We start from the raw sequence: 20,239 nt of genomic DNA, 5'->3' as shown, positions 1-20,239 counted from the left end.
CATCCTCACTAGGATTCATCGCCAAATAAATCAATAGGAAGATTAGGCTGTGTAGCTGCATCTAAAACAGTAGGATGATAATACCCTAAAGTGGTAAATAGATTTTTATGTCGCATGTATTTTTGTGCTATATCTGGCGAATATAATGGTAGCATCAATGTACAGCCTGTATGACGTAACGTATGAGGTGTGGGTTTAAATCCAACATTTCCAGAAAGAAGAGCAACTTGCTCTAATCTCTTTCTAAAAGTATTTGGAGTAATCACACCACCACGTTCACTTGGAAAAACCAAATTAGAGATTAAATATTCTGTTCCCTCAAAAAGACATACCCCATCTTTTTGGTCTTTTCGTCTCATCAAAATTTTGGGACGAATATTTTCCAAATACCAAATGAGTAAATTATAAATTTCAGGTTCTCTCATTGGAACTGTACCAGTCACACTGTTTTTACCTGTGATAGTAAGTAATGCATGATTATGAAAATGTTTCATACGTTGATCATGGTGAGCTGAAAATTGTTGCTTTTGCAAGCTAACTAACTCCGATATACGCAATGCAAAATGTATTGCTATATGAAACATCACACGGTCTCTTTGCAAAGGGAGTAATGATTTACTCCTTGATTTATAAGCTTCCAAAATAAGTGCTTTAAATGTTTCATCCATTGATGAAATTTCTTCAGGAGTTAATGCCTGAGCTTTAGGACAATTGTTAGCTTTAGATCTTTTTACTGCAATACTATTCTCATCGTTAACAAACTTCGATGGACGTATATTGAACACTCTCTGAATTTCATTTGCACGTTCAGGATCACACATGTAACCCTGAAATGAACGCCATGATGAACAATAAGCTGCATATGTGCTTGGTGAAATTGATGAGCCTGTTTTTTCATCAAATTTAGATTCAAAAAAAGCGACTACATGATGAGGCTTCAACTTCCAAGGAGCAACTTGGCTAAAGTTAAATAATCGGATCAAATTATCTCTATGATTATTTATTGTATTCTGTTTCAAACCTTGAATATGTTTTACTTGAGCAATCCAATCTTTGAACAAATTAATAGCATAAGTCTGTTCATCTCCTCTTAAGTAAGAAAAGTTATAGACCTTCACTTTGGTAGAATCTACCGAATGTGAACTATTGGTCGTTCTCTGAATGCTCAATACGTTCTTCATATGCACGATTTTACTATTTAATATGTAAACGTGCAATATAGGAACGTTAAAATATTTATTAGTTCACTTGTACTATGATAGCAAGGCATCAAACTTGCTAAACGTGCAAAATTGGAACGATAATAGTTATAATAGTTCACATAAAAAAAAACCGCGTAAAGCGGTTTTTTTATATCTGAAGAATTATTTGGGCTGGCGTAGCATACTGAGCAAGACATTATCTTTATCAATCAGATGATGTTTGATGGCGGCCAAAGCATGTCCGGCAACGAGTAGGCCAGCGAACCATGAAAGATAAATATGTAGCGGTTTAACAATTGCTAGTAATTCTGGATTGTCTTGTACTAAACGTGGAATTTCGAATAAATATAAAACTGGAGCAGGGTGGCCAGCACTCCAACTAAATAAACAGCCAGTAATTGGCAACGCTAATAACATTAAATAAAGGAATAAATGTCCAACATGCGCCAACATTTTCATCAGCGGCGACATGGTGTTTGGTAGTTCAGGTACAGGGTGGGTATAGCGCCAAAAAATACGGATAACGACTAAGAAGATAATGGTGGTTGCTATATTTTTATGTAGGGTAATGACGGTTCCTTTGAAACTCCCATCGGCATCGTAGCTAAGAAAATTACCACTATAAAAACCGATAAGCCACGCAATGATAAAAATAGCAGCCATGAGCCAATGTAAAACTTGCGCAGTGCGTGTGTAATATTGTGCTGAGGTTGGCATCGCAACATCCTAGCTGTGATATGAGTTCTTTGATTTTAAATAGCGCTTTTTCCTACTCATACAGTGTAAATGTAACGGAGCGTTTTATGAGTGGAACGTTGTAGTACTTATAAATCATTTATCATTGTTATATTATGTAAAGATAGCACAGGGTCATATCATAAAACGTGTCATTTAGGCACAATACGCCTGCCAAAATTTAGATACGGAATAGAAATCATGAAAAAGTTGGTACTTATTGTAGCTCCTGCTGTTTTAGCTTTAACAGGCTGTGTTACTCCAGATGGAAATAACTCAGTGGGTACAACTTCACAACAGTTAGGCATGGCTGCATTGAAAGTTGCTGTAAATGCGAAATGTATTAATGAAATTAATACGCTGCCAGCGTGGAAAACAGCGACACGTGTAATGACCGCAGAACAACGTGAAAATATTCAAACTGAAGTTTGTGGCTGTGTTAGTGAAAAAGCACCAAATAGCGTAACAGCAGTAGAATTGGCTACCGCAGCTATTGATCCAACAGCACGCGCGACGATTGTGACTCAAGTGGTTTCTCAAACTGTAAATGCATGTGTGGCTGAAACTTTCAAGAAAGCGGGTTAATAAGATAAGGCTGAGTCATCGGCCTTTAGAGATTTTATATGAGAGTTGCTGGTGTAGATGAGGCTGGGCGAGGACCATTAGTGGGTTCTGTTGTTGCTGCCGCAGTCATTTTAGATCCGAATAATCCGATTGAGGGTTTAAATGATTCTAAAAAGTTAACCGAAAAAAAACGGGAAAAGCTGTTCTTGGAGATTCAAGAAAAAGCTTTAGCTTGGTCAATTGCTGAAGCAAGCCATGCAGAAATTGATGAATTGAATATTTTGCAAGCCACTTTTCTTGCAATGCGTCGTGCAGTAGAGGGATTAGCGGCTTCTCCTGCAAAAGTAATTGTAGATGGTAACCAGATTCCAAAAGGAATTACCATTCCGTGTGAGGCGATTGTGGGGGGGGATGCTAGCCATGCAGAAATTAGTGCGGCCAGTATTCTAGCGAAAGTGACCCGTGACCGTCAGATGCATGAGTTAGATCAGCAATATCCTGACTATGGCTTTGCTAAACACAAAGGTTATCCAACTAAAGCACATTTTGAAGCGATTGCGGCTCATGGTGTCATTGATCAACACCGCCGTAGTTATGCGCCTGTCAAGAAAGTTTTAGGGCTGTAAAAACAATTAAAGCGACTAATTTTAGTCGCTTTAATCATTCGAGAAGAATGCGGCATATTAACGATTGAAGTTATTATGTTGAGAAAAATCATTATTCTCTTCTTCATAAGAATGTTGATAATCTTGATCAAGATGTTGCAGATGCTCATGCATGGCACGTTCATGTTGGATACGTTGGTAAATTTCCTCACGATGCACAGAAACTTCTTTTGGAGCATTTACACCAATACGCACCTGATTGCCTTTTACGCCAAGCACAGTAACACTGACTTGATCCCCAATCATTAATGTTTCTCCGACACGACGGGTCAGAATCAGCATGTTTATCTCCTTGCTAAACGCTTAAACTTGCGACAGGGAATTCATTGTTTGAAAGCACAGCCTAATATACAGAAAACTCTAACAGAAATATGTAAAAAACATTTTTTTTCGTAAGTTCTGTGAGAGTCTTTTTAAAAACCTCAAGGCTAATATAACAGAGCCACTATAAGAAAAACTATAGTGGCTCTGTTTTTTTTCTTATTTACTTGCGAGTAAATATGTTTAAGCAGCTATTAATTAAGCACGTGCACTGCTTTCGCCGTGTTCACGATCTAGGCCAAAAGCTGTATGTAAACAACGAACTGCCAATTCTAAATAGTTTTCTTCGATGATCACAGAAACTTTGATTTCTGATGTAGAAATCATGAGAATATTAATGCTTTCTTCAGCTAATGCAGTAAACATTTTGCTCGCTACACCTGCGTGAGAACGCATACCAACACCTACGATTGACACTTTTACGATGTCATCACGCGTCACAACTTCACAACCTTCGATGCTGTTTGCAGTTTGTTCTAAAATTGCTTTTGCTTTCGCCAAGTCGTTACGATTCACGGTAAAAGTAAAATCTGTTGTACCGTCTTCTTCAACATTCTGGATAATCATATCCACTTCGATGTTGGCATTGCTGATCGGTGATAAGATTTTAGATGCGATACCTGGTTCGTCAGGAACACCTAAAATAGTGAGTTTTGCTTCGTCACGGTTAAATGCAATACCTGCGATGATTGGTTGTTCCATATCGTCTTCCGCCTCAGTCGTAATTAGTGTACCTACGTTTTGTTTGAAATCTTCATCAAATGCGCCATCATTGTCGTTATCAAAGCTTGATAATACACGTAATGGCACCTGATATTTGCCTGCGAATTCAACAGAGCGAATTTGTAAAACTTTCGAACCTAAAGATGCCATTTCTAGCATTTCTTCAAAAGAAATACGGTCAACTTTCTTCGCTTTAGGCGCTACACGAGGGTCAGTGGTATAAACACCATCTACATCGGTATAAATCTGACATTCATCTGCTTTTAGTGCTGCTGCAAGTGCAACGCCTGAAGTATCTGAACCACCACGACCTAAAGTTGTGATATTGCCATTGGCATCATAACCTTGGAAACCGGCAACGACGATGACACGACCAGCATCTAGATCAGCGGTCATTACATCAGTATCAATGGATTCAATACGTGCTTTGGTAAACGCGCTGTCAGTTTTGATACCAACTTGACGACCTGTATATGATTTAGCTTCTACACCAATTGAATTAAGTGCCATAGCTAACATGGAAATCGTTACTTGTTCACCCGTTGACACCATTTGATCTAATTCGCGTGGGTCAGGGGTGCTAGTAATGGCTTTGGCAAGCGCAAGTAAGCGGTTAGTTTCACCACTCATTGCTGATACAACCACGACCACCTTGTGACCATGATCATGCCAACGCTTGACACGATGAGCAACATTTAAAATGCGCTCAGGAGTACCCATAGAGGTACCGCCATATTTTTGAACGATTAAAGCCATAGTTGTTCCATATAAGCCATGACCCTGAGAGGCATCAGGGTCAGTTACACAAAAGTGAAGTCTTTATTATTGCGCAAGCCAAGCAGGTAATGCTGCGATGACTTGATCAAACTTCTCGTTAAGTGGCGCGCCACCTTGTGCTAAGTCAGGTTTACCACCACCTTTACCACCCAGCTCTTGAGCCAAGTGTTTGATGATGTCACCTGCTTTTAGAGTTGCAGCGTATTGTTTAGCGACGGAAGCGATTAAACTCACTTTATCACCTTCAACACCAGCTAAAATAATGACTGCATCTTCTAATTTTGATTTTACGCTGTCATGAAGATTGCGTAATGATTTGGCATCTAAACCTTTTACCGATGTGATAAGCGTTTGACGACCCGCAATTTCTTTCACTTGATCTAAAAGCTCAGCCGCTTGGAAGCTGGCTAATTTTTGATTCAATTGTTCGATTTGCTTTTGTAGGCTAGAAGCAGTTTCAACAATTGCTTCAACTTTCTCTACAGTTTGGTCTTTTTGCGCTTTCAACAAACCGTTAATGATTTGGATATCTGTTTCTGCTTTTTGAACCACTTCAAGCGCTTTAGTGCCAGTCACGGCTTCAATACGACGAACACCCGCAGCTACACCACCTTCAGAAGTGATTTTAAATAAACCAATATCACCTGTGCGCTTAACGTGAATACCACCACAAAGTTCGATAGAGAAGTTTTTCTCTTCAATAATAGAACCCATAGACAGTACGCGAACTTCCTCGCCATACTTCTCACCAAATAGCATCATTGCGCCTTTGGCTTTTGCTGATTCAATATCAAGTAATTCAGTCGTTACAGGACTGTTCGCAATGACTTCGGCATTGACTAAACGTTCAATCTGTTGCAATTGCTCAAACGAAACAGGTTGGTCATTGGCAAAGTCAAAACGTAAAATGTCGCTTGCAACCAAAGAACCTTTTTGCTGTACATGCTCACCAAGAATTTGACGTAAAGCAGCATGGAGAAGGTGAGTCGCTGAGTGATTACGCGCTGTTGCTGCACGAATGTCCGCTTTAACGGTAGCTTCAACATTTTGAGTGGCTTTGAGGCTACCCATGGTCACGATACCTTGATGGACAAAAGCACCACCAGACTTTTTAGTATCTTGAACTTCGAAAATACCTGTATCGTTTTTGAAGATACCTGTGTCACCGATTTGACCACCGCTTTCTGCATAGAAAGGGGTTTGGTTCAATACGATAAGCGCTTCGTCACCCTCGTTGATTTCATCAACCTGAACGCCATCTTTATAGATCGCAACGATTTGACCTTGGCCTTGAGTCGCTTCATAACCATCAAATTGAGTTTCGCCTTCAACTTTGACAATGCTGTTGTAGTCAACTGCAAACTTACCTGCATCACGTGCGCGTTGGCGTTGTGCAGCCATTTCCACTTCGAAGCCAGCTTCGTCAATGGTCAGGTCACGTTCACGTGCGATATCAGCTGTTAAATCTGTTGGGAAGCCGTAAGTATCGTATAGTTTAAATACGGTTTCACCAGCAATCACATTGCCTTTCAGTTGTGCTAATTCACCTTCTAACAACTTCAAGCCTTGCTCAAGTGTTTTCGCGAATTGCTCTTCTTCTTTAAGCAGTTGCGCTTCGATGCGTGCTTGCTGTGCTGCAAGTTCTGGATAGGCATCACCCATCACCTCAATCAGAGGTTGCAACATCTTATAGAAGAATGAACCCGTCGCACCTAACTTGTTACCATGACGAACTGCACGACGAATGATACGACGCAATACATAACCACGACCTTCATTTGAAGGGTTAACACCGTCAGCAATTAAGAATGAACATGAACGTGCATGGTCAGCAATCACTTTTAATGATGCTGGATATTCAACGGGTTTATTTTGTGCTTTTGCTTCAGCCTCAATTGCAGTGGTATCTAAACCAATGATTTCAGCAGCAGCTTTTAATAAGTGTTGGAACAGGTCAATTTCATAGTTTGAATTGACATGTTGCAGTACAGCCGAAATACGCTCCAAGCCCATACCTGTATCAACAGAAGGTGCTGGAAGAGGGTGCATGACACCATCCGCAGTACGATTGAACTGCATGAAAACGTTGTTCCAGATTTCGATGAAACGATCACCATCTTCTTCTGGAGTACCTGGTAAGCCACCCCAGATATGGTCACCATGGTCATAGAAAATTTCAGAACATGGACCACAAGGACCTGTGTCACCCATTGCCCAGAAGTTATCTGATGCGTATTGGCCACCTTTGTTATCGCCAATACGGATAATACGTTCAGCATCGATCCCGATTTCTTTATTCCAGATATCAAATGCTTCATCATCGGTATGATAAACCGTGACATATAAACGATCTTTCGGTAAGCCTAACCACTGTTCGCTGGTCAAAAATTCCCAAGCAAATTTCAGTGCATTTTGTTTGAAATAATCACCGAAAGAGAAGTTGCCTAACATTTCAAAGAATGTGTGGTGACGCGCTGTATAACCGACGTTGTCGAGGTCATTGTGTTTACCGCCGGCACGGACACATTTTTGAGATGAAACAGCACGAACATAGTCGCGCTTTTCTAAACCTAAGAAACAATCTTTAAACTGGTTCATACCAGCATTGGTAAACAGCAAAGTTGGGTCGTTGGCGGGAACGAGAGAACTCGAAGCGACACGTGTATGCCCTTGCGATTCGAAATAACGCAAAAATGCTTCACGGATTTCAGCTGATGTCATAAAGCGAGTACTCACAACCAAGACACTCCATAATTTTGAATTTGGCTATATGCAACAAGGTACGTTGTGTCTAACGTTCTACAATCGAACCCAGTGCGTGGCATAGATTTTAAAAGTGCTAAATTATAACGGAAAATACCTGCCTCACCAACGATTTTACAAGCAATATCATATAAAACTGTGTTTAAGCTAAAAATCTATATTCAACAATGCGCTTGATGTTTTACCATATAGCATAGAAAAGATGATGTTTTGATGAATAAGGACCCTACATGCAACGTATCGCTATCAATGGATTTGGTCGAATTGGTCGGAATGTATTACGTGCGTGGTTTGAGAGTCCTAAGCAATTTCAGTTTGATATTGTTGCCATTAATGACATCGCAGATGTGCAGACCTTGGTGCATTTGTTCAAATACGATACCACCCATGGTCGTTTTGCAGGTCAAGTTGAAATTCAAATTGAAAATCAACATATTTTTTTGAATATTCAGTCCAATCAACGTCAGTTAAAACTACAAGTTTTTAAGCAGGCTCAGCCAGAATTATTGCCTTGGGCCGACTTAGATATTGATGTGGTGCTTGAGTGTACAGGCTTATTTCGTTCACGTGCTGATGCCACACGTCATGTTGAGGCAGGTGCAAAGCGTGTGATTATTGGTGCTGCGCCTTTTGATTCTGTCGATGCAGCGATTGTCTATGGTGTCAATCACAATGACGTAAAGGCCACAGATCAAATCATTTCTAGTGTCTCATGTACCACACAGGCCTTAGTGCCATTGGTCAAAATTATTGATGATGCCTTTGGTATTGATACCGCATTAATGACAGAAATTCATGCGGTCACAGCAGATCAATCGGTTTTGGACCATGCCCATCGGGATTTACGTCGCGCACGAGCGTCTGGGCAAAATATTATTCCAACCACATCAAGTGCCTTGGGTGCATTGAAGCAGGTGATGCCGAAAATGGAAGATCGGATTAATGGCTATTCCATTCGTGTACCGACCATTAATGTGGCTGCCATTGATCTTAGTTTTGTTTCGCACTCACCGATTACCGTGCATAAAATCAATGAAGTTTTGAGCAAAGCGGCGCAATATGATTATGCACAGATTATGCAAGTGACAGATGAAGACCTGGTTTCAAGTGATTTTAATCATTCGCCATATTCACTGATTGTGGATTTAACCCAAACCATGGTGGTGGGGCATCAAGCAAAAGTTTTTGCGTGGTATGATAATGAATGGGGATATGCAAATCGCTTGCTGGATTTGTGTGAAACTTTTTGTGATTAATGATTTAAATAATATAAAAATTAATTCGGAGTAGTGAATGACATTGATGTTGATTTGGGGATTTATTGCTGTTTTATTGGCGGCGGTTGTGTTTTTATTCTGGCTGCAGTTTAAAAATGTAGATGTACCAAACCAAGATGTTCAAGTTATGCAACTTGAAGAAAAAGTTGTGCATTTAGAGTTGCATCTGAAAAAGAGTTTGGAAATCATGCAAGATCTGGCCAAGAAGATGCATGTGCAACAAGAGGTTCTAGATCGAACTGTGGCAAATATTGCTGCCTTAGAAAAACAAAATGTTGAAATGGTGAATTTGCTAGAAATCGTAGTAAAAGGCGGGAAAGGAACTGAATAAATAGAAGCTAATTTTTGAGAATCTTTTATAAAAATTCGGATTCGCGATAAGTTCGAGGTATTGAATGAGTCCAGACTTGGATGAATTGGTGGTTCGTCTCACCACCGAGGAGGATTGGAAAATCCTTAAAACCGTTCGTTTAGAGTCTCTACTGGATAGTCCTGATGTTTTCGCTGCTAATTATGTGACTACAGAGAAATATAGTGAGTCAGAATGGCGTGACCGTGCCTCACAACAGACTAAATTTCAATATGTTTTAGCAATTAAAGGGGGGCTGGCAATTGGGATTATTGGTGGAACTCAAAATGCTGTACGTGAATTTAATGTGATCGCGATGTGGGTTAATCCTATGTTTCGTGGCAGTGGTATAGCTGATCTGCTGATTTCCGCGATTAAGAATTTAGCCGTTTCTAAAGGCCATTCTAGGATTGTATTGAGTGTATCTCCAAAAAATGAGCGAGCAGTCTGTTTATATTCTAGGCACAATTTTGTGTTTATACCTGAATGGGAATCTTTAGCCCTGAGTTCAGGTGAAAGAAATCAAAAAATGGAATGTGTTTTTTAATATAAACTAAGAACAAGACCTTAAGGTGTTTCATTTATTTGGGGTAATCGCTGCTTAAGAGGCTCGGAATTTCGGACAGGCAGTCTTGCATGTGACTCCCAAGCAATCAATGTTGTAAAAATCAAACTTGATCAATTGCAAGCATGGCAATAGTTCAGATGTTAGGCAGTTCTTAGGGACAAGAACATGGACTTATACTCTCAGTGATTAGTTTCAATCTATTGAATCTACTCGTTAATTTTTCTTACTTAGTGAAGTTGTTTGATCAATAAACCCGAAAGATTTATTCAAATTCGAAGGTGCATCACATAAATCTTCGTGCTACACTACGCTGAATCGGGCATTCACCCGATTTTTTTATGTGGTTGCTTTTTGTGTGGATGCTTCCACATTGAACAGATTTTAGGTTTGGAACATGGCCATTTCAGAGACATGGTTGCTCCCTGACGGGGTAGCAGATGTATTGCCAGAACAAGCGCAAGTGGTTGAAACCTTGCGTCGAGAAGCGTTAGATTTCCTCGCAGTTCGAGGTTATCAATTGGTGTATACGCCATTTATTGAATACATCGAATCGCTCTCGCTACTTTCAGAATCTAATCAAGATTTAGATTTAGTTACCTTCAAAGTTATTGATCAACTGTCTGGCCGTTTACTCGGTGTGCGTGCGGATATGACGCCGCAAGTTGCGCGTATAGATGCGCATGTTCGACCAATTGAAGGTGTAGCACGTTATTGCTATGCAGGTTCAGTATTGCATACCAAACCACAGAATTTCAATGCAACCCGTGCACCTTTGCAGTTAGGTGCAGAGTTGTATGGTCATGACAGCATCGAAGCAGATGTTGAAATGATCAACGTTATGTTGGCGTTAATTGAGCATACTCATACTTTAGAGGGCGCTCATTTAGATTTAGGTCATGTTGGTTTATTCCGTAGTCTGGTTAAACGCGCTGGCTTAAATAAAAATACCGAAAGTGAACTTTCTGACTTATATCAGCGTAAAGCTTTCCCAGAGTTAGAAGAATTCACGCAAGATTTAGCGATGGGTGCGGACTTTTATGCTTTAGGGCGTTATGCAAGCGACCTTGATGCACTAGAAACGCATTTAAGCCAAGATATTTTAAATGATGCGGATTTCAAAAATGCATTAGCTGCATTGAAATCTACATTAGCGCAAATCCAGTCACGTTGGTCGAATCTGAACATTGGGATAGATGTGGTTGAGTTACGCAGCTATCACTATCATACAGGTTTGATGTATGCCATTTATGCACCGAATCGTGCCGCACCACTGGCTCAAGGTGGTCGTTATGATGGTATTGGTGAGCATTTTGGGCGTGCGCGTCCAGCAACTGGATTTAGTTGTGACTTATATGCTTTAGGCGCGACTCAGTTTGTAGAAATTGAAACTGTGGTTGCACCGAAAGGCCATGATCAAGATTTATTAAATGCAATTGCAGATGTACGTGGCAAAGGTTCACGTGTGGTGCAGTTGTTGGGTAATGATGATTTAAGCTCAGTGCCTTATGCGACCCATCAGTTGGTGTCTCAAAACGGGCAGTGGGTGATTGAAAAAATTTAATTGCCAAGTTTTAAGACTTGGTTTCCAATTTTAACAGCATGATGTAATGAGGCTATTATGGGCAAAAATGTTGTGGTACTTGGTACCCAATGGGGCGACGAAGGAAAAGGTAAAATCGTCGACCTGCTCACAGATCAAGCGGCTGCGGTAGTTCGCTACCAAGGCGGACACAACGCAGGTCATACGCTTGTGGTAGGTGGTAAGAAGACTGTATTACACCTCATTCCATCAGGTATTTTACGTGAAAACGTATTGTGCTTAATCGGGAATGGTGTTGTTCTTTCTCCTGAAGCCTTGATTAAAGAAATGGCGATTTTGGAACAAGAAGGCGTACCTGTTAAAGAGCGGTTACGTATTTCTCCAAACTGTCCACTTATTTTGCCAAACCACATCGCACTTGACCAAGCACGTGAGAAAAAACGTGGTAACGCGAAAATTGGTACAACTGGCCGCGGTATTGGCCCAGCTTACGAAGACAAAGTTGCACGTCGTGCTGTACGCGTAGCAGATTTGATTCGTGGCGGTGCTTTACTTGAAGAAAAACTCAAGGAAATGCTCGAGCTTCATAACTTTCAACTTACTCAATTCTATGGCGTTGAAGAAGTTAAGTTTGAAGATGTACTTGCACTTTGTGATGCATGGCGCGAAGTTCTTGCTCCATTAGTGATTGATGTAACGACTGTGTTACATAATTACCGCAAAGAAGGTAAGGCAATCATGTTCGAAGGTGCGCAAGGTTCATTGCTTGACATCGATCATGGTACCTATCCATTTGTAACAAGTTCGAATACAACTGCTGGTGGCGTAAGCTCTGGTTCAGGTATGGGTCCATTGCATTTAGACTATGTATTGGGTATTACCAAAGCATATACAACACGTGTAGGTGCAGGTCCGTTCCCAACTGAGTTGCATTATGATGCAGCAACAGATACAGGTGATGCGATTGGTCGTCACTTAGGTACAGTTGGTCATGAGTTTGGTGCCTCTACTGGCCGTCAACGTCGTTGTGGTTGGTTCGATGCTGAGATTTTACGTCGTTCGGTTGACGTAAACTCATTATCGGGTATCTGCCTAACTAAACTTGATGTATTAGATGGTTTAGAAGAAGTAAAAATCTGTGTGGGTTATGAAGATGTAGATTCTGGCTGTGCAGGTTCTTCTGATGCGATTTCATTCGAAAGCTTGAAACCAATCTATGAAACGATGCCGGGTTGGAGCGAGTCTACTGTCGGTTTGACTCAAATTGATCAACTTCCTGCAAATGCATTGGCCTATGTACGTCGTATTGAAACTTTAATTGGTTGCCCAATTGATATCGTTTCAACAGGTCCTGACCGTGCAGAAACAATCGTATTACGTCATCCATTTTCAGCATAAGCTGAATCGATGACAAAAAAGCTCTCATGAATTTGAGAGCTTTTTTTATGGGAAATATTTAGGGAGAGCGAGGTAAATGACCTTAAAACTGATTGCTGAAGACTATATTCAGCCAGACAAAATTGATGAGGTATTACCACTTTATCAAGCGCTGGTAGAGAAAACTAAAGCTGAGGCAGGATGCATTGCCTATGATCTTTATCATGACCATAAACAGAAAGGACATTTTGTTTTTATCGAAGAATGGGTTGATCGTGAAGCACTGGATTTACATGTACAGTCGGAGCATTTCCAGCAATTAGTGCCTCAGATTGATCAATATCAAATACAGGCTGGGCGTTTTGCGCATCTGCATCGCTTCGAAGTTTTATTATCTGATAAAAAAGAAGATGGATAAATTGATCTTGACGCACAGATCAGCGATAGCAAAAAATTAGATTTTGATTCCAATCTTTGTTATTTCACAGTCTAAAAAATCCTCGTTATAGTGATTCTACGTTCAAACAAAGAGGGTTTAACCATGACCAAAAAGAGAATCCGCTACAATGGCTATGAATTAGCGTGCCGATGTTAATTTAAATCTAAGCGCTTAAAAAGGTACAAACCAATTTTGATCAAGGCGGGGAGAGAGGTTGGTTTGAACATTTAAACAATAAAAATAATACTGAGTGTTTGATAATAAAATTTATAAAAAATCGAAGAGAACCGAAAGGTTCTCTTTTTTATTGGGCTTGTTCTTCAATCTCTTTCACTGCGTTATAAACGGCAGCGGGCTCAATATTCAGCATTTTCTTACCAAAACTTCTCAGCCACCACACCAGTTGTGAGGTAAATGGGACAGTTGCAGAGACTTCAACAATATTTTCTTCCAGATGTTGGATGATTTGATCCTTACTCAGCTGGCTTTCATAGAAACTCTTGGCCGTACTCTCGGTCATGGTCAGTTTTAAATGAATTTGTTCGGTTGGCTTGCTGTAGTCAACACGGAAACCCAATGCGCCTGATTCAATATAATTATCAATTTCAAAGTTCACAGGATGTAAGGCACGACTTTCCAATACGGTTGCTGCTTTAAAGCGGTGCAAAGCGAAGGTTTGTACTTCGGTTTTATCATTTCGGGTACAGATTAAATAAATCACTGCACCTTTTTGAACCAAAGCCAGCGGATTAAGGATGTAGGTCTTATCTTCGCCTTGATGGGTACGAGCGCGATAAATACATTCGATCTGTTTGTCTTGTAATAAACCTTCATAAATCGCTTGTTGTGCATGTTTGTCGACAACAGGCGGAATCAAGGGTTGTGTCGCCGGTACAATACGAACACGGTTGATCCATTGTCGAACATTATTTTGTGTCGATAGGCTACGTTTGGCCAAATCAAACCAAGGTGTCATTTCTTCTAATAAGCTTGGTGGAAGCAAGTGACGTAAATGCTCTTCGACCATCATAAATGTAACCGCTTGCGAGCTGGTCATGTGGGGCAAGCTTTGAATTGGTGCATCTGAACGCCAACGCCAGCCTTGTGGTACGGTTTTATTACTCTCGATTGGGAAACGCTGAGCAATTTGATTTAAATCACGCTGAATGGTACGCAGACTGATATCAATGCCTTCGCGTTCTAATATTTCTTGTAATTCGCGGGTGCCCATCCATTTCCCAGTAGAAAGGCGGGATAAGATTTGCCATTGGCGATAAAGGCTATTGGATGTTTCTTTTTCTTGTATGGATGACATAAGCGAAATACGTAATTCAATGGTCTAAAGCAGACACAATAAAAAAACTATACTTAATTATCAAGTCCATCCTATCTAGATTACGTATTTACGACTGAAATGACCCTAGTTTTGCTTAAATATTCTAAGTCTGGTTGAAAATTGATCATTTTATATAAGTGGCATTGAAATTGCTTCCTTTAGATATAAATAAATGATGAGACGAGGTTTCTATGTCAGAACAAGAACACAACCTACATATCAGCACAGATTATTACGCACCAGAACCCAATCCAGCGGCGTCCGTTGATACCTCTACATTTATTTCACAGCTCAATGTGACCACCAATTTATTTGAGCAACTTAAATCACAATTTTTTAATGAAATGTTAGATGACAAAAGTTTTAACGGTGAAGCGTCCAAAAAAATTGAGCAATGGTTGAGTATTCGTAGTCTTGATGATTTAAAAACACTAGAAGCACAAGCAAAACAGCATTTCTTATATCAAGGCATTACTTTTAATGTTTATGGTGATCAGGAGGGTGCTGAGCGTACCATTCCTTATGATTTGATACCGCGTGTGATTGAAAAGAAGCAATGGGAAAAGATCGCGACGGGCTGCGCACAACGAGTCAAAGCATTAAATTTATTTCTAGATGATATTTATCATGGACAGCATATTTTAAAAGAAGGTTTGATTCCTGCAGAACAGGTGATTGCGCACGAAGCGTTCCAGCCGCATATGCTAAAGCACCAGTTGAAAGGCAAGGTTTATTCACAAATTAGTGGTATCGATATCATCCGTGACGGGCAAGGTGATTTCTTTGTGTTGGAAGATAACCTACGCACACCATCAGGTGTGTCTTATATGTTGGAAAGTCGCAAAATTAGCCAGAAATTGATGCCAGATCTGTGTAGTAGTAATAATTTACAGGGGATTGAGCAATATCCAAGCCTGTTAAGAGCAATTCTCGAAGAAAATGCTTATGTCGATCAACCATTAATTGTGGTGCTAACACCTGGGCGTTTTAACAGTGCTTATTATGAACATTCATTTCTAGCGCGTGAAATGGATGTACCGTTGGTGACCAGCCGAGATCTGTATGTAGAAGATGATAAGGTTTTCGTCAAAACTATTCGTGGTCGGCAGCAGGTAGACGTCATCTATCGCCGTGTTGATGATGAATTCTTAGATCCTCTTAGTTTCAGACCTGACAGCACTTTGGGTGTGCCTGGACTGATGTCTGCCTATCTACAGCATAATGTTGTGATTGCCAATGCACCGGGAACAGGGGTGGCGGATGACAAGTCGATTTATCCTTATGTCGATCAGATGATTCAGTTTTATTTAGGTGAAGTACCTATTTTGAATAATGTGCCCACTTATCAATGTCGAGAAGCGGAGCAACTGGATTACGTACTTAGTAATTTAGAAAAATTAGTGGTGAAAAAAGCACAAGGCTCAGGTGGTTATGGCATGTTGATTGGTCCTCAAGCCGATCAGCAACAGATTGATTGTTTCAGACAGAAACTGATTGAGACGCCACACCTATATATTGCACAACCGACTTTGGCACTTTCCGTTGCTCCAACCATGACAGCAGAAGGCGTTGCTGAGCGACATATTGATTTAAGACCTTTTGTACTCAGCTCACCTTATCGCACTGAAATTGTGCCGGGTGGCTTAACACGTGTTGCCATGCAAGCAGGCTCTCTCGTGGTGAACTCTTCTCAAGGTGGTGGAATTAAAGATACATGGGTGGTTGAAACATTACGTTCCTGAACCATATCCACAGCCTGAAGATGATAACAACGCGGGCTGTGTGACTGAATATTAAGAAAAGGGAGGAGATTTATGCTTTTACTTAGCTCAAGCGCTCAACATATTTATTGGTTAGGACGTTATTTATTCCGTATTGGTCATGTGGCAGGACATTTACCTTTTGTTGATAATGTTCAGGCATCAGAATTTGCACAGGCACTTTGTTTGCATATTGATGATGCAGAAAACTTGAATCAATTTATGTTAGATCGTCAGCAGCCTTATTCTTTATTGAGTCAGCTTGAGATTGCGCGGGATAATATTCAGGAGTTGAGGGGATTATTAACCGCACAGGCGTATGCCGAACTCAATTATCTGATCAAAAATGTGGCAGCAGATGGATTGGCCATTCAAGATGTGGTGCAAAGCTGTTGCGACATTCTGAAAGCTGAACAAGAAGATATTTTTCTATTTTTTCATATTGGGCAATGTATTGAGCAAATTGATACCTATTTCAGATTTCAACACAATACACATGCTGTTTTTGATGCGATTGATCCAACCATTGAGCGGTTATATCATTTGGGATGGCAAGACTTACAACCGTGTTGGGAGACATTAAAAGAACAGCCATATTTAAATCAGTTTTATGCATTTACCTATAAATTGGAAAATCAATTTGAGGTATCCTCATGAAACTCATGGTGAATCACCAAACGCATTATCAATATACTGAGATTGCGCGGAACAGTGTCCAATCCATCAAAATGATGCCACAAAGTTCACGGCATCAGAGTGTAGAGAATTGGCATATTAGTGTGCCGGGACAGTATTCGTGTCAACGTGATGCGTTTAATAACCTATGGATTACCGCAACGCAACGCCATGATTATCGTTATTTGACCATCATGGCGCAGGGAGTGGTGGATTTGCATGCGACTGAGTTGGGTTATTTTGAGACAGATGTTTCAGCATTACTGTTTTTACAACGCACGGCAATGACCTGCTGTGACCTGACCATGACGGATTTTGCGCATTCGATTGTTACTGTAAAAGACCGCCACCATTTGATTGTTTTATCAGAAAAAATCTTACAACAAGTTCCATATCAACCTGAAAGCACCTCGGTTACGACCTCAGCTATTGATGCCTTTTATGCGGGTCAAGGAGTGTGCCAAGACCACGCACATATATTAATTGCCATGTGTCGTGCGTTACAATTACCTGCACGTTACGTTTCGGGCTATATCTACGATGAAAATCAGCCACACCTCGCCAGTCATGCATGGGCAGAAGTTTTTGTGGATAATGAGTGGTATTGTTTCGATGTAAGTAACCAGATATTTACACCCCAAAACCATATATACGTTGCAGTTGGACGTGATTATTTAGATGTGGCGCCTGTTCGTGGTATTCGTGAGCAAGGCGGGGTAGAAAGTATGATGTCTGTGGTGCAGGTTTTAGCGTGTTGAATGTAAAGAGAGAAAGATGACCTATTGTTGCGCATTAAGATTAGAGCAGGGTTTGGTATTGATTAGTGATACCCGAACCAATGCAGGGGTCGATCATATTTCTGTATTTCGTAAGTTGCATACCTTTGGTGTTGAAGGTGAACGTTTTATTGCTTTGCAAACAGCAGGTAATTTGGCGACGACACAAGCCGTGATCGGGCATTTGCAGAATGCTTTGGCTTTGCATCAAGAGCCGAATTTGTATAGTGCCAATACCATGTTTGAAGTGGCTGAATTGGTTGGAAAAACTCTACGCAAAGTGCTTGAAGATATTACCAGTGACACCCAAGAACAGATGAATTATTCATGTAGCATATTGGTCGGTGGGCAAATTCAAGGCGAGGAGATACAGCTTTATAATGTGTATCCACAAGGGAACTTTATTTGTGCAACGACCGATACGCCGTATTTCCAAATTGGTGAAAGCAAGTACGGAAAACCGATTCTAGATCGTGCTTTACACTATGATATGCCTTTGGATGATGCACTGCGCTGTTCGCTCATTTCTTTTGATTCGACTTTGCGCTCGAATGTTTCAGTGGGTTTGCCTTTAGATGCACTGGTTTACCATAAAGATAGTTTTAAAATTCCAGAAGGTAAGCGGATTGGTGAGGATGATCCTTATTTTACTCAGATTAGTCGACAGTGGTCTGAGACCTTGCGCCGTGGTTTACAAGAGTTACCAAAGCCAACAGCGGACTATGGTTTATAACTTCCTTAAACTCCCTCAAAAGCATAGATCTTTTTGAGGGAGAATCATCCTAAGATGTTGTTATATTTTTGCTTAGAATACGATCTAGCGACAGTATGCTTGGCCGAGATGTAATCAATATCGCCAGAATGAACATATACAATAGGTCATGGATGTAGAAGAACCAACTGAGCCAGCTTATCGGATCTAAGCCACTTGGAATCGTATGAATCCCAACCGTGTATAGTGCTGTCAGGCAGATCATAAACAAGAAAATACTACTGATCTGAGTAAATAAGCCCAAAATCAGAAATAAACCTGCAAGCATTTCAGTCGCTGAAACAAAAGTACTCATGATTGCTGGAAATGGAATACCTGCATCGATGATTGTTTCCAGCATAATCAGTTTATTTTTTTCAACGAAAAGTTTATTGAAGCCTGTGGTGAAGAAAAAAATGCCGATCGAAATTCGGATCAAAAAGAGCACGAATTGCTGGATCGGCATTTTATACAGCGGATTATCATAAATCAGTTTGAGCATTCTGGATCTGAATGGTTAAAACCTTATTAGAGATAAAACACAAAAATTGATCAAGTAATGTTTAGTTATCTAATTGACGTATTGGGCGTTGGGTGAGGCGGCAAAGTAGCTCGTAGCCGATAGTTCCGTTTGCTGCTGCAACATCATCAACCAAGCGAGATTGGCCCCAAAGCTCAACTTTTGTGCCAATTTCTGCTTTAACATTGCTGATATCAATGGCGATCATATCCATGCTGACACGGCCGACTACAGGAACAAGTTGCTGATCGATGGCAACAAAGTTTTGCTCGATATACGCGCGTGGATAGCCGTCACCATAGCCAATCGAAACAATGGCAATTTGTGACGTACATGACGCTGAGTAGGTCGAGCCATAACCGACAAACTCACCTTGTTGAATCTGATTGAGGGCAATAATTTCGGCACTAAAAGTCATTACTGGCTTTAGATCGAGTTCATGTACATTGCGATCCGCGAAGGGTGATGCGCCGTAAAGCATGATGCCCGGACGAACAAAATCAAAATGAAGTTCAGGGTATTTATAAATCGCAGCAGAATTACAGCATGATACCAAGATCGGTTCACAGGCTTGTTTTACCTGTAAGAATTGTTGCTTTTGTTGCTCATTTAAGGGGTGGTCTACGTCAGCATTGGCAAAATGCATGGCGAGTACACAGGTGAAACCTTCGGCTTTTAAACGTTGAATCACGTCTATGATTTCATGGATTTTAAAACCAAGGCGGTTCATGCCGCTATTTAGTTTGACCCAAACTTTCAAGCCTAATGCGTTGTAAGCAGTTTTATGTTGAATTAACCATTCTACTTGTTGATTGTGATGTACGATGCATTCAAGTTTCTGTTCAATGACGTGTGTCATTTCATCTTCAGCAAATACACCTTCGATCAGGGTAATGGGTTGAGTATATCCCAGTTGCCTGATCTCCAAAGCTTCTTCTAAACAGGCGACACCAAAAGCGTCCGTGGCCTCTAGGGCGGCTAAACAGTGCTTAACTCCATGTCCATAGGCATTGGCTTTGACCATACTGACGATTTTTGAATGTGGAGCAAGTTGTTTAACACGGTTTAAATTATATTGCAGTGCTGCACTGTCAATATAAACTGTTGCTTGGCGCACCCTG

At 40.6% G+C, this 20,239-nt stretch carries 20 protein-coding genes; 12 read left to right on the top strand and 8 right to left on the bottom strand.

Features of this window, described 5'->3' with window-relative positions:
* Positions 1–8: 8 nt before the first annotated feature.
* Both F902_RS15145 and F902_RS15140 read right to left on the bottom strand, forming a co-directional pair.
* On the bottom strand, positions 9–1,118 hold the full coding sequence (locus tag F902_RS15145) for a tyrosine-type recombinase/integrase (protein ID WP_228129741.1): 1,110 nt from the start codon (positions 1,116–1,118) through the stop codon (positions 9–11).
* Between the two features lie 246 nt (positions 1,119–1,364).
* Positions 1,365–1,919 carry a cytochrome b gene (locus F902_RS15140; RefSeq protein WP_005204736.1) on the bottom strand — a complete coding sequence of 185 codons (555 nt, stop codon included), beginning with the start codon at positions 1,917–1,919 and terminating at the stop codon, positions 1,365–1,367.
* Between the two features lie 219 nt (positions 1,920–2,138).
* Here F902_RS15140 and F902_RS15135 point away from each other — a divergent pair, with 219 nt between their 5' ends.
* Positions 2,139–2,522, top strand: coding sequence for a hypothetical protein (locus tag F902_RS15135; RefSeq protein WP_004805966.1), 384 nt, complete (start codon positions 2,139–2,141; stop codon positions 2,520–2,522).
* A gap of 38 nt (positions 2,523–2,560) precedes the next feature.
* Positions 2,561–3,127 (top strand): ribonuclease HII, encoded by a 567-nt coding sequence (rnhB, locus tag F902_RS15130; protein WP_005204735.1) that lies wholly within the window; start codon positions 2,561–2,563, stop codon positions 3,125–3,127.
* 57 nt (positions 3,128–3,184) lie between these two features.
* On the opposite strand, the gene csrA is transcribed toward rnhB, so the two are convergent.
* The 3 genes from csrA to alaS form a co-directional block, all read right to left on the bottom strand.
* Positions 3,185–3,448, bottom strand: a complete 264-nt coding sequence (gene csrA, locus F902_RS15125; RefSeq protein WP_004805969.1) for a carbon storage regulator CsrA — start codon at positions 3,446–3,448, stop codon at positions 3,185–3,187.
* Between the two features lie 237 nt (positions 3,449–3,685).
* Entirely contained in the window at positions 3,686–4,966 is a 1,281-nt protein-coding gene (locus F902_RS15120; RefSeq protein WP_004805971.1) for an aspartate kinase, read from the bottom strand.
* Between the two features lie 66 nt (positions 4,967–5,032).
* Complete coding sequence (alaS, locus tag F902_RS15115) at positions 5,033–7,723, bottom strand: alanine--tRNA ligase (protein ID WP_171061083.1); 2,691 nt, start codon at positions 7,721–7,723, stop codon at positions 5,033–5,035.
* A gap of 257 nt (positions 7,724–7,980) precedes the next feature.
* Here alaS and F902_RS15110 point away from each other — a divergent pair, with 257 nt between their 5' ends.
* The 6 genes from F902_RS15110 (at position 7,981) to F902_RS15085 (ending at position 13,279) form a co-directional block, all read left to right on the top strand.
* The gene (locus F902_RS15110; RefSeq protein WP_005204733.1) at positions 7,981–9,006 is read left to right on the top strand and encodes a type I glyceraldehyde-3-phosphate dehydrogenase; all 1,026 of its coding nucleotides are present in this window, start codon (positions 7,981–7,983) and stop codon (positions 9,004–9,006) included.
* A 37-nt stretch (positions 9,007–9,043) separates the two neighbouring features.
* Positions 9,044–9,358 carry a hypothetical protein gene (locus tag F902_RS15105; RefSeq protein WP_005204732.1) on the top strand — a complete coding sequence of 105 codons (315 nt, stop codon included), beginning with the start codon at positions 9,044–9,046 and terminating at the stop codon, positions 9,356–9,358.
* A 64-nt stretch (positions 9,359–9,422) separates the two neighbouring features.
* Complete coding sequence (locus tag F902_RS15100) at positions 9,423–9,923, top strand: GNAT family N-acetyltransferase (protein ID WP_005204731.1); 501 nt, start codon at positions 9,423–9,425, stop codon at positions 9,921–9,923.
* A 415-nt stretch (positions 9,924–10,338) separates the two neighbouring features.
* Positions 10,339–11,505, top strand: a complete 1,167-nt coding sequence (locus F902_RS15095) for an ATP phosphoribosyltransferase regulatory subunit (protein WP_005204730.1) — start codon at positions 10,339–10,341, stop codon at positions 11,503–11,505.
* A 57-nt stretch (positions 11,506–11,562) separates the two neighbouring features.
* Positions 11,563–12,882: an adenylosuccinate synthase gene (locus F902_RS15090; RefSeq protein WP_005204729.1), complete on the top strand. Its 1,320-nt coding sequence runs from the start codon at positions 11,563–11,565 to the stop codon at positions 12,880–12,882.
* A 76-nt stretch (positions 12,883–12,958) separates the two neighbouring features.
* Entirely contained in the window at positions 12,959–13,279 is a 321-nt protein-coding gene (locus F902_RS15085; RefSeq protein ID WP_005204728.1) for a putative quinol monooxygenase, read from the top strand.
* Between the two features lie 325 nt (positions 13,280–13,604).
* Here the strand turns inward: F902_RS15085 and F902_RS22810 are convergent, their stop codons facing one another.
* Positions 13,605–14,615, bottom strand: coding sequence for a helix-turn-helix transcriptional regulator (locus F902_RS22810; RefSeq protein ID WP_026057503.1), 1,011 nt, complete (start codon positions 14,613–14,615; stop codon positions 13,605–13,607).
* Between the two features lie 212 nt (positions 14,616–14,827).
* Between F902_RS22810 and F902_RS15075 the strand changes: the two genes are divergently transcribed.
* The 4 genes from F902_RS15075 to F902_RS15060 all read left to right on the top strand — a co-directional run bounded on the left by F902_RS15075 (position 14,828) and on the right by F902_RS15060 (position 18,580).
* Positions 14,828–16,378, top strand: coding sequence for a circularly permuted type 2 ATP-grasp protein (locus tag F902_RS15075; RefSeq protein ID WP_005204726.1), 1,551 nt, complete (start codon positions 14,828–14,830; stop codon positions 16,376–16,378).
* Positions 16,379–16,450: 72 nt separating this feature from the next.
* A complete protein-coding gene (locus F902_RS15070; RefSeq protein ID WP_005204724.1) occupies positions 16,451–17,053 on the top strand; it encodes an alpha-E domain-containing protein in 603 nt (200 codons plus the stop codon).
* Positions 17,050–17,829, top strand: coding sequence for a transglutaminase family protein (locus tag F902_RS15065; protein WP_005204722.1), 780 nt, complete (start codon positions 17,050–17,052; stop codon positions 17,827–17,829). Before F902_RS15070 ends, F902_RS15065 begins: the two co-directional genes overlap by 4 nt.
* 16 nt (positions 17,830–17,845) lie before the next feature.
* Positions 17,846–18,580: a proteasome-type protease gene (locus F902_RS15060; RefSeq protein ID WP_004805995.1), complete on the top strand. Its 735-nt coding sequence runs from the start codon at positions 17,846–17,848 to the stop codon at positions 18,578–18,580.
* Between the two features lie 49 nt (positions 18,581–18,629).
* On the opposite strand, the gene F902_RS15055 is transcribed toward F902_RS15060, so the two are convergent.
* Both F902_RS15055 and alr read right to left on the bottom strand, forming a co-directional pair.
* Positions 18,630–19,100 (bottom strand): DoxX family protein, encoded by a 471-nt coding sequence (locus F902_RS15055; protein ID WP_004805998.1) that lies wholly within the window; start codon positions 19,098–19,100, stop codon positions 18,630–18,632.
* A 61-nt stretch (positions 19,101–19,161) separates the two neighbouring features.
* Positions 19,162–20,235 (bottom strand): alanine racemase, encoded by a 1,074-nt coding sequence (alr, locus tag F902_RS15050; protein WP_005204719.1) that lies wholly within the window; start codon positions 20,233–20,235, stop codon positions 19,162–19,164.
* Positions 20,236–20,239 lie beyond the last annotated feature (4 nt).

Origin of the sequence: Acinetobacter higginsii, from assembly GCF_000369525.1 — a bacterium.
Taxonomy (GTDB): Bacteria; Pseudomonadota; Gammaproteobacteria; order Pseudomonadales; family Moraxellaceae; genus Acinetobacter; species Acinetobacter higginsii.
Note: the sequence above shows the minus strand (reverse complement) of the source record. Positions and strands in the feature narration are given on the sequence as shown.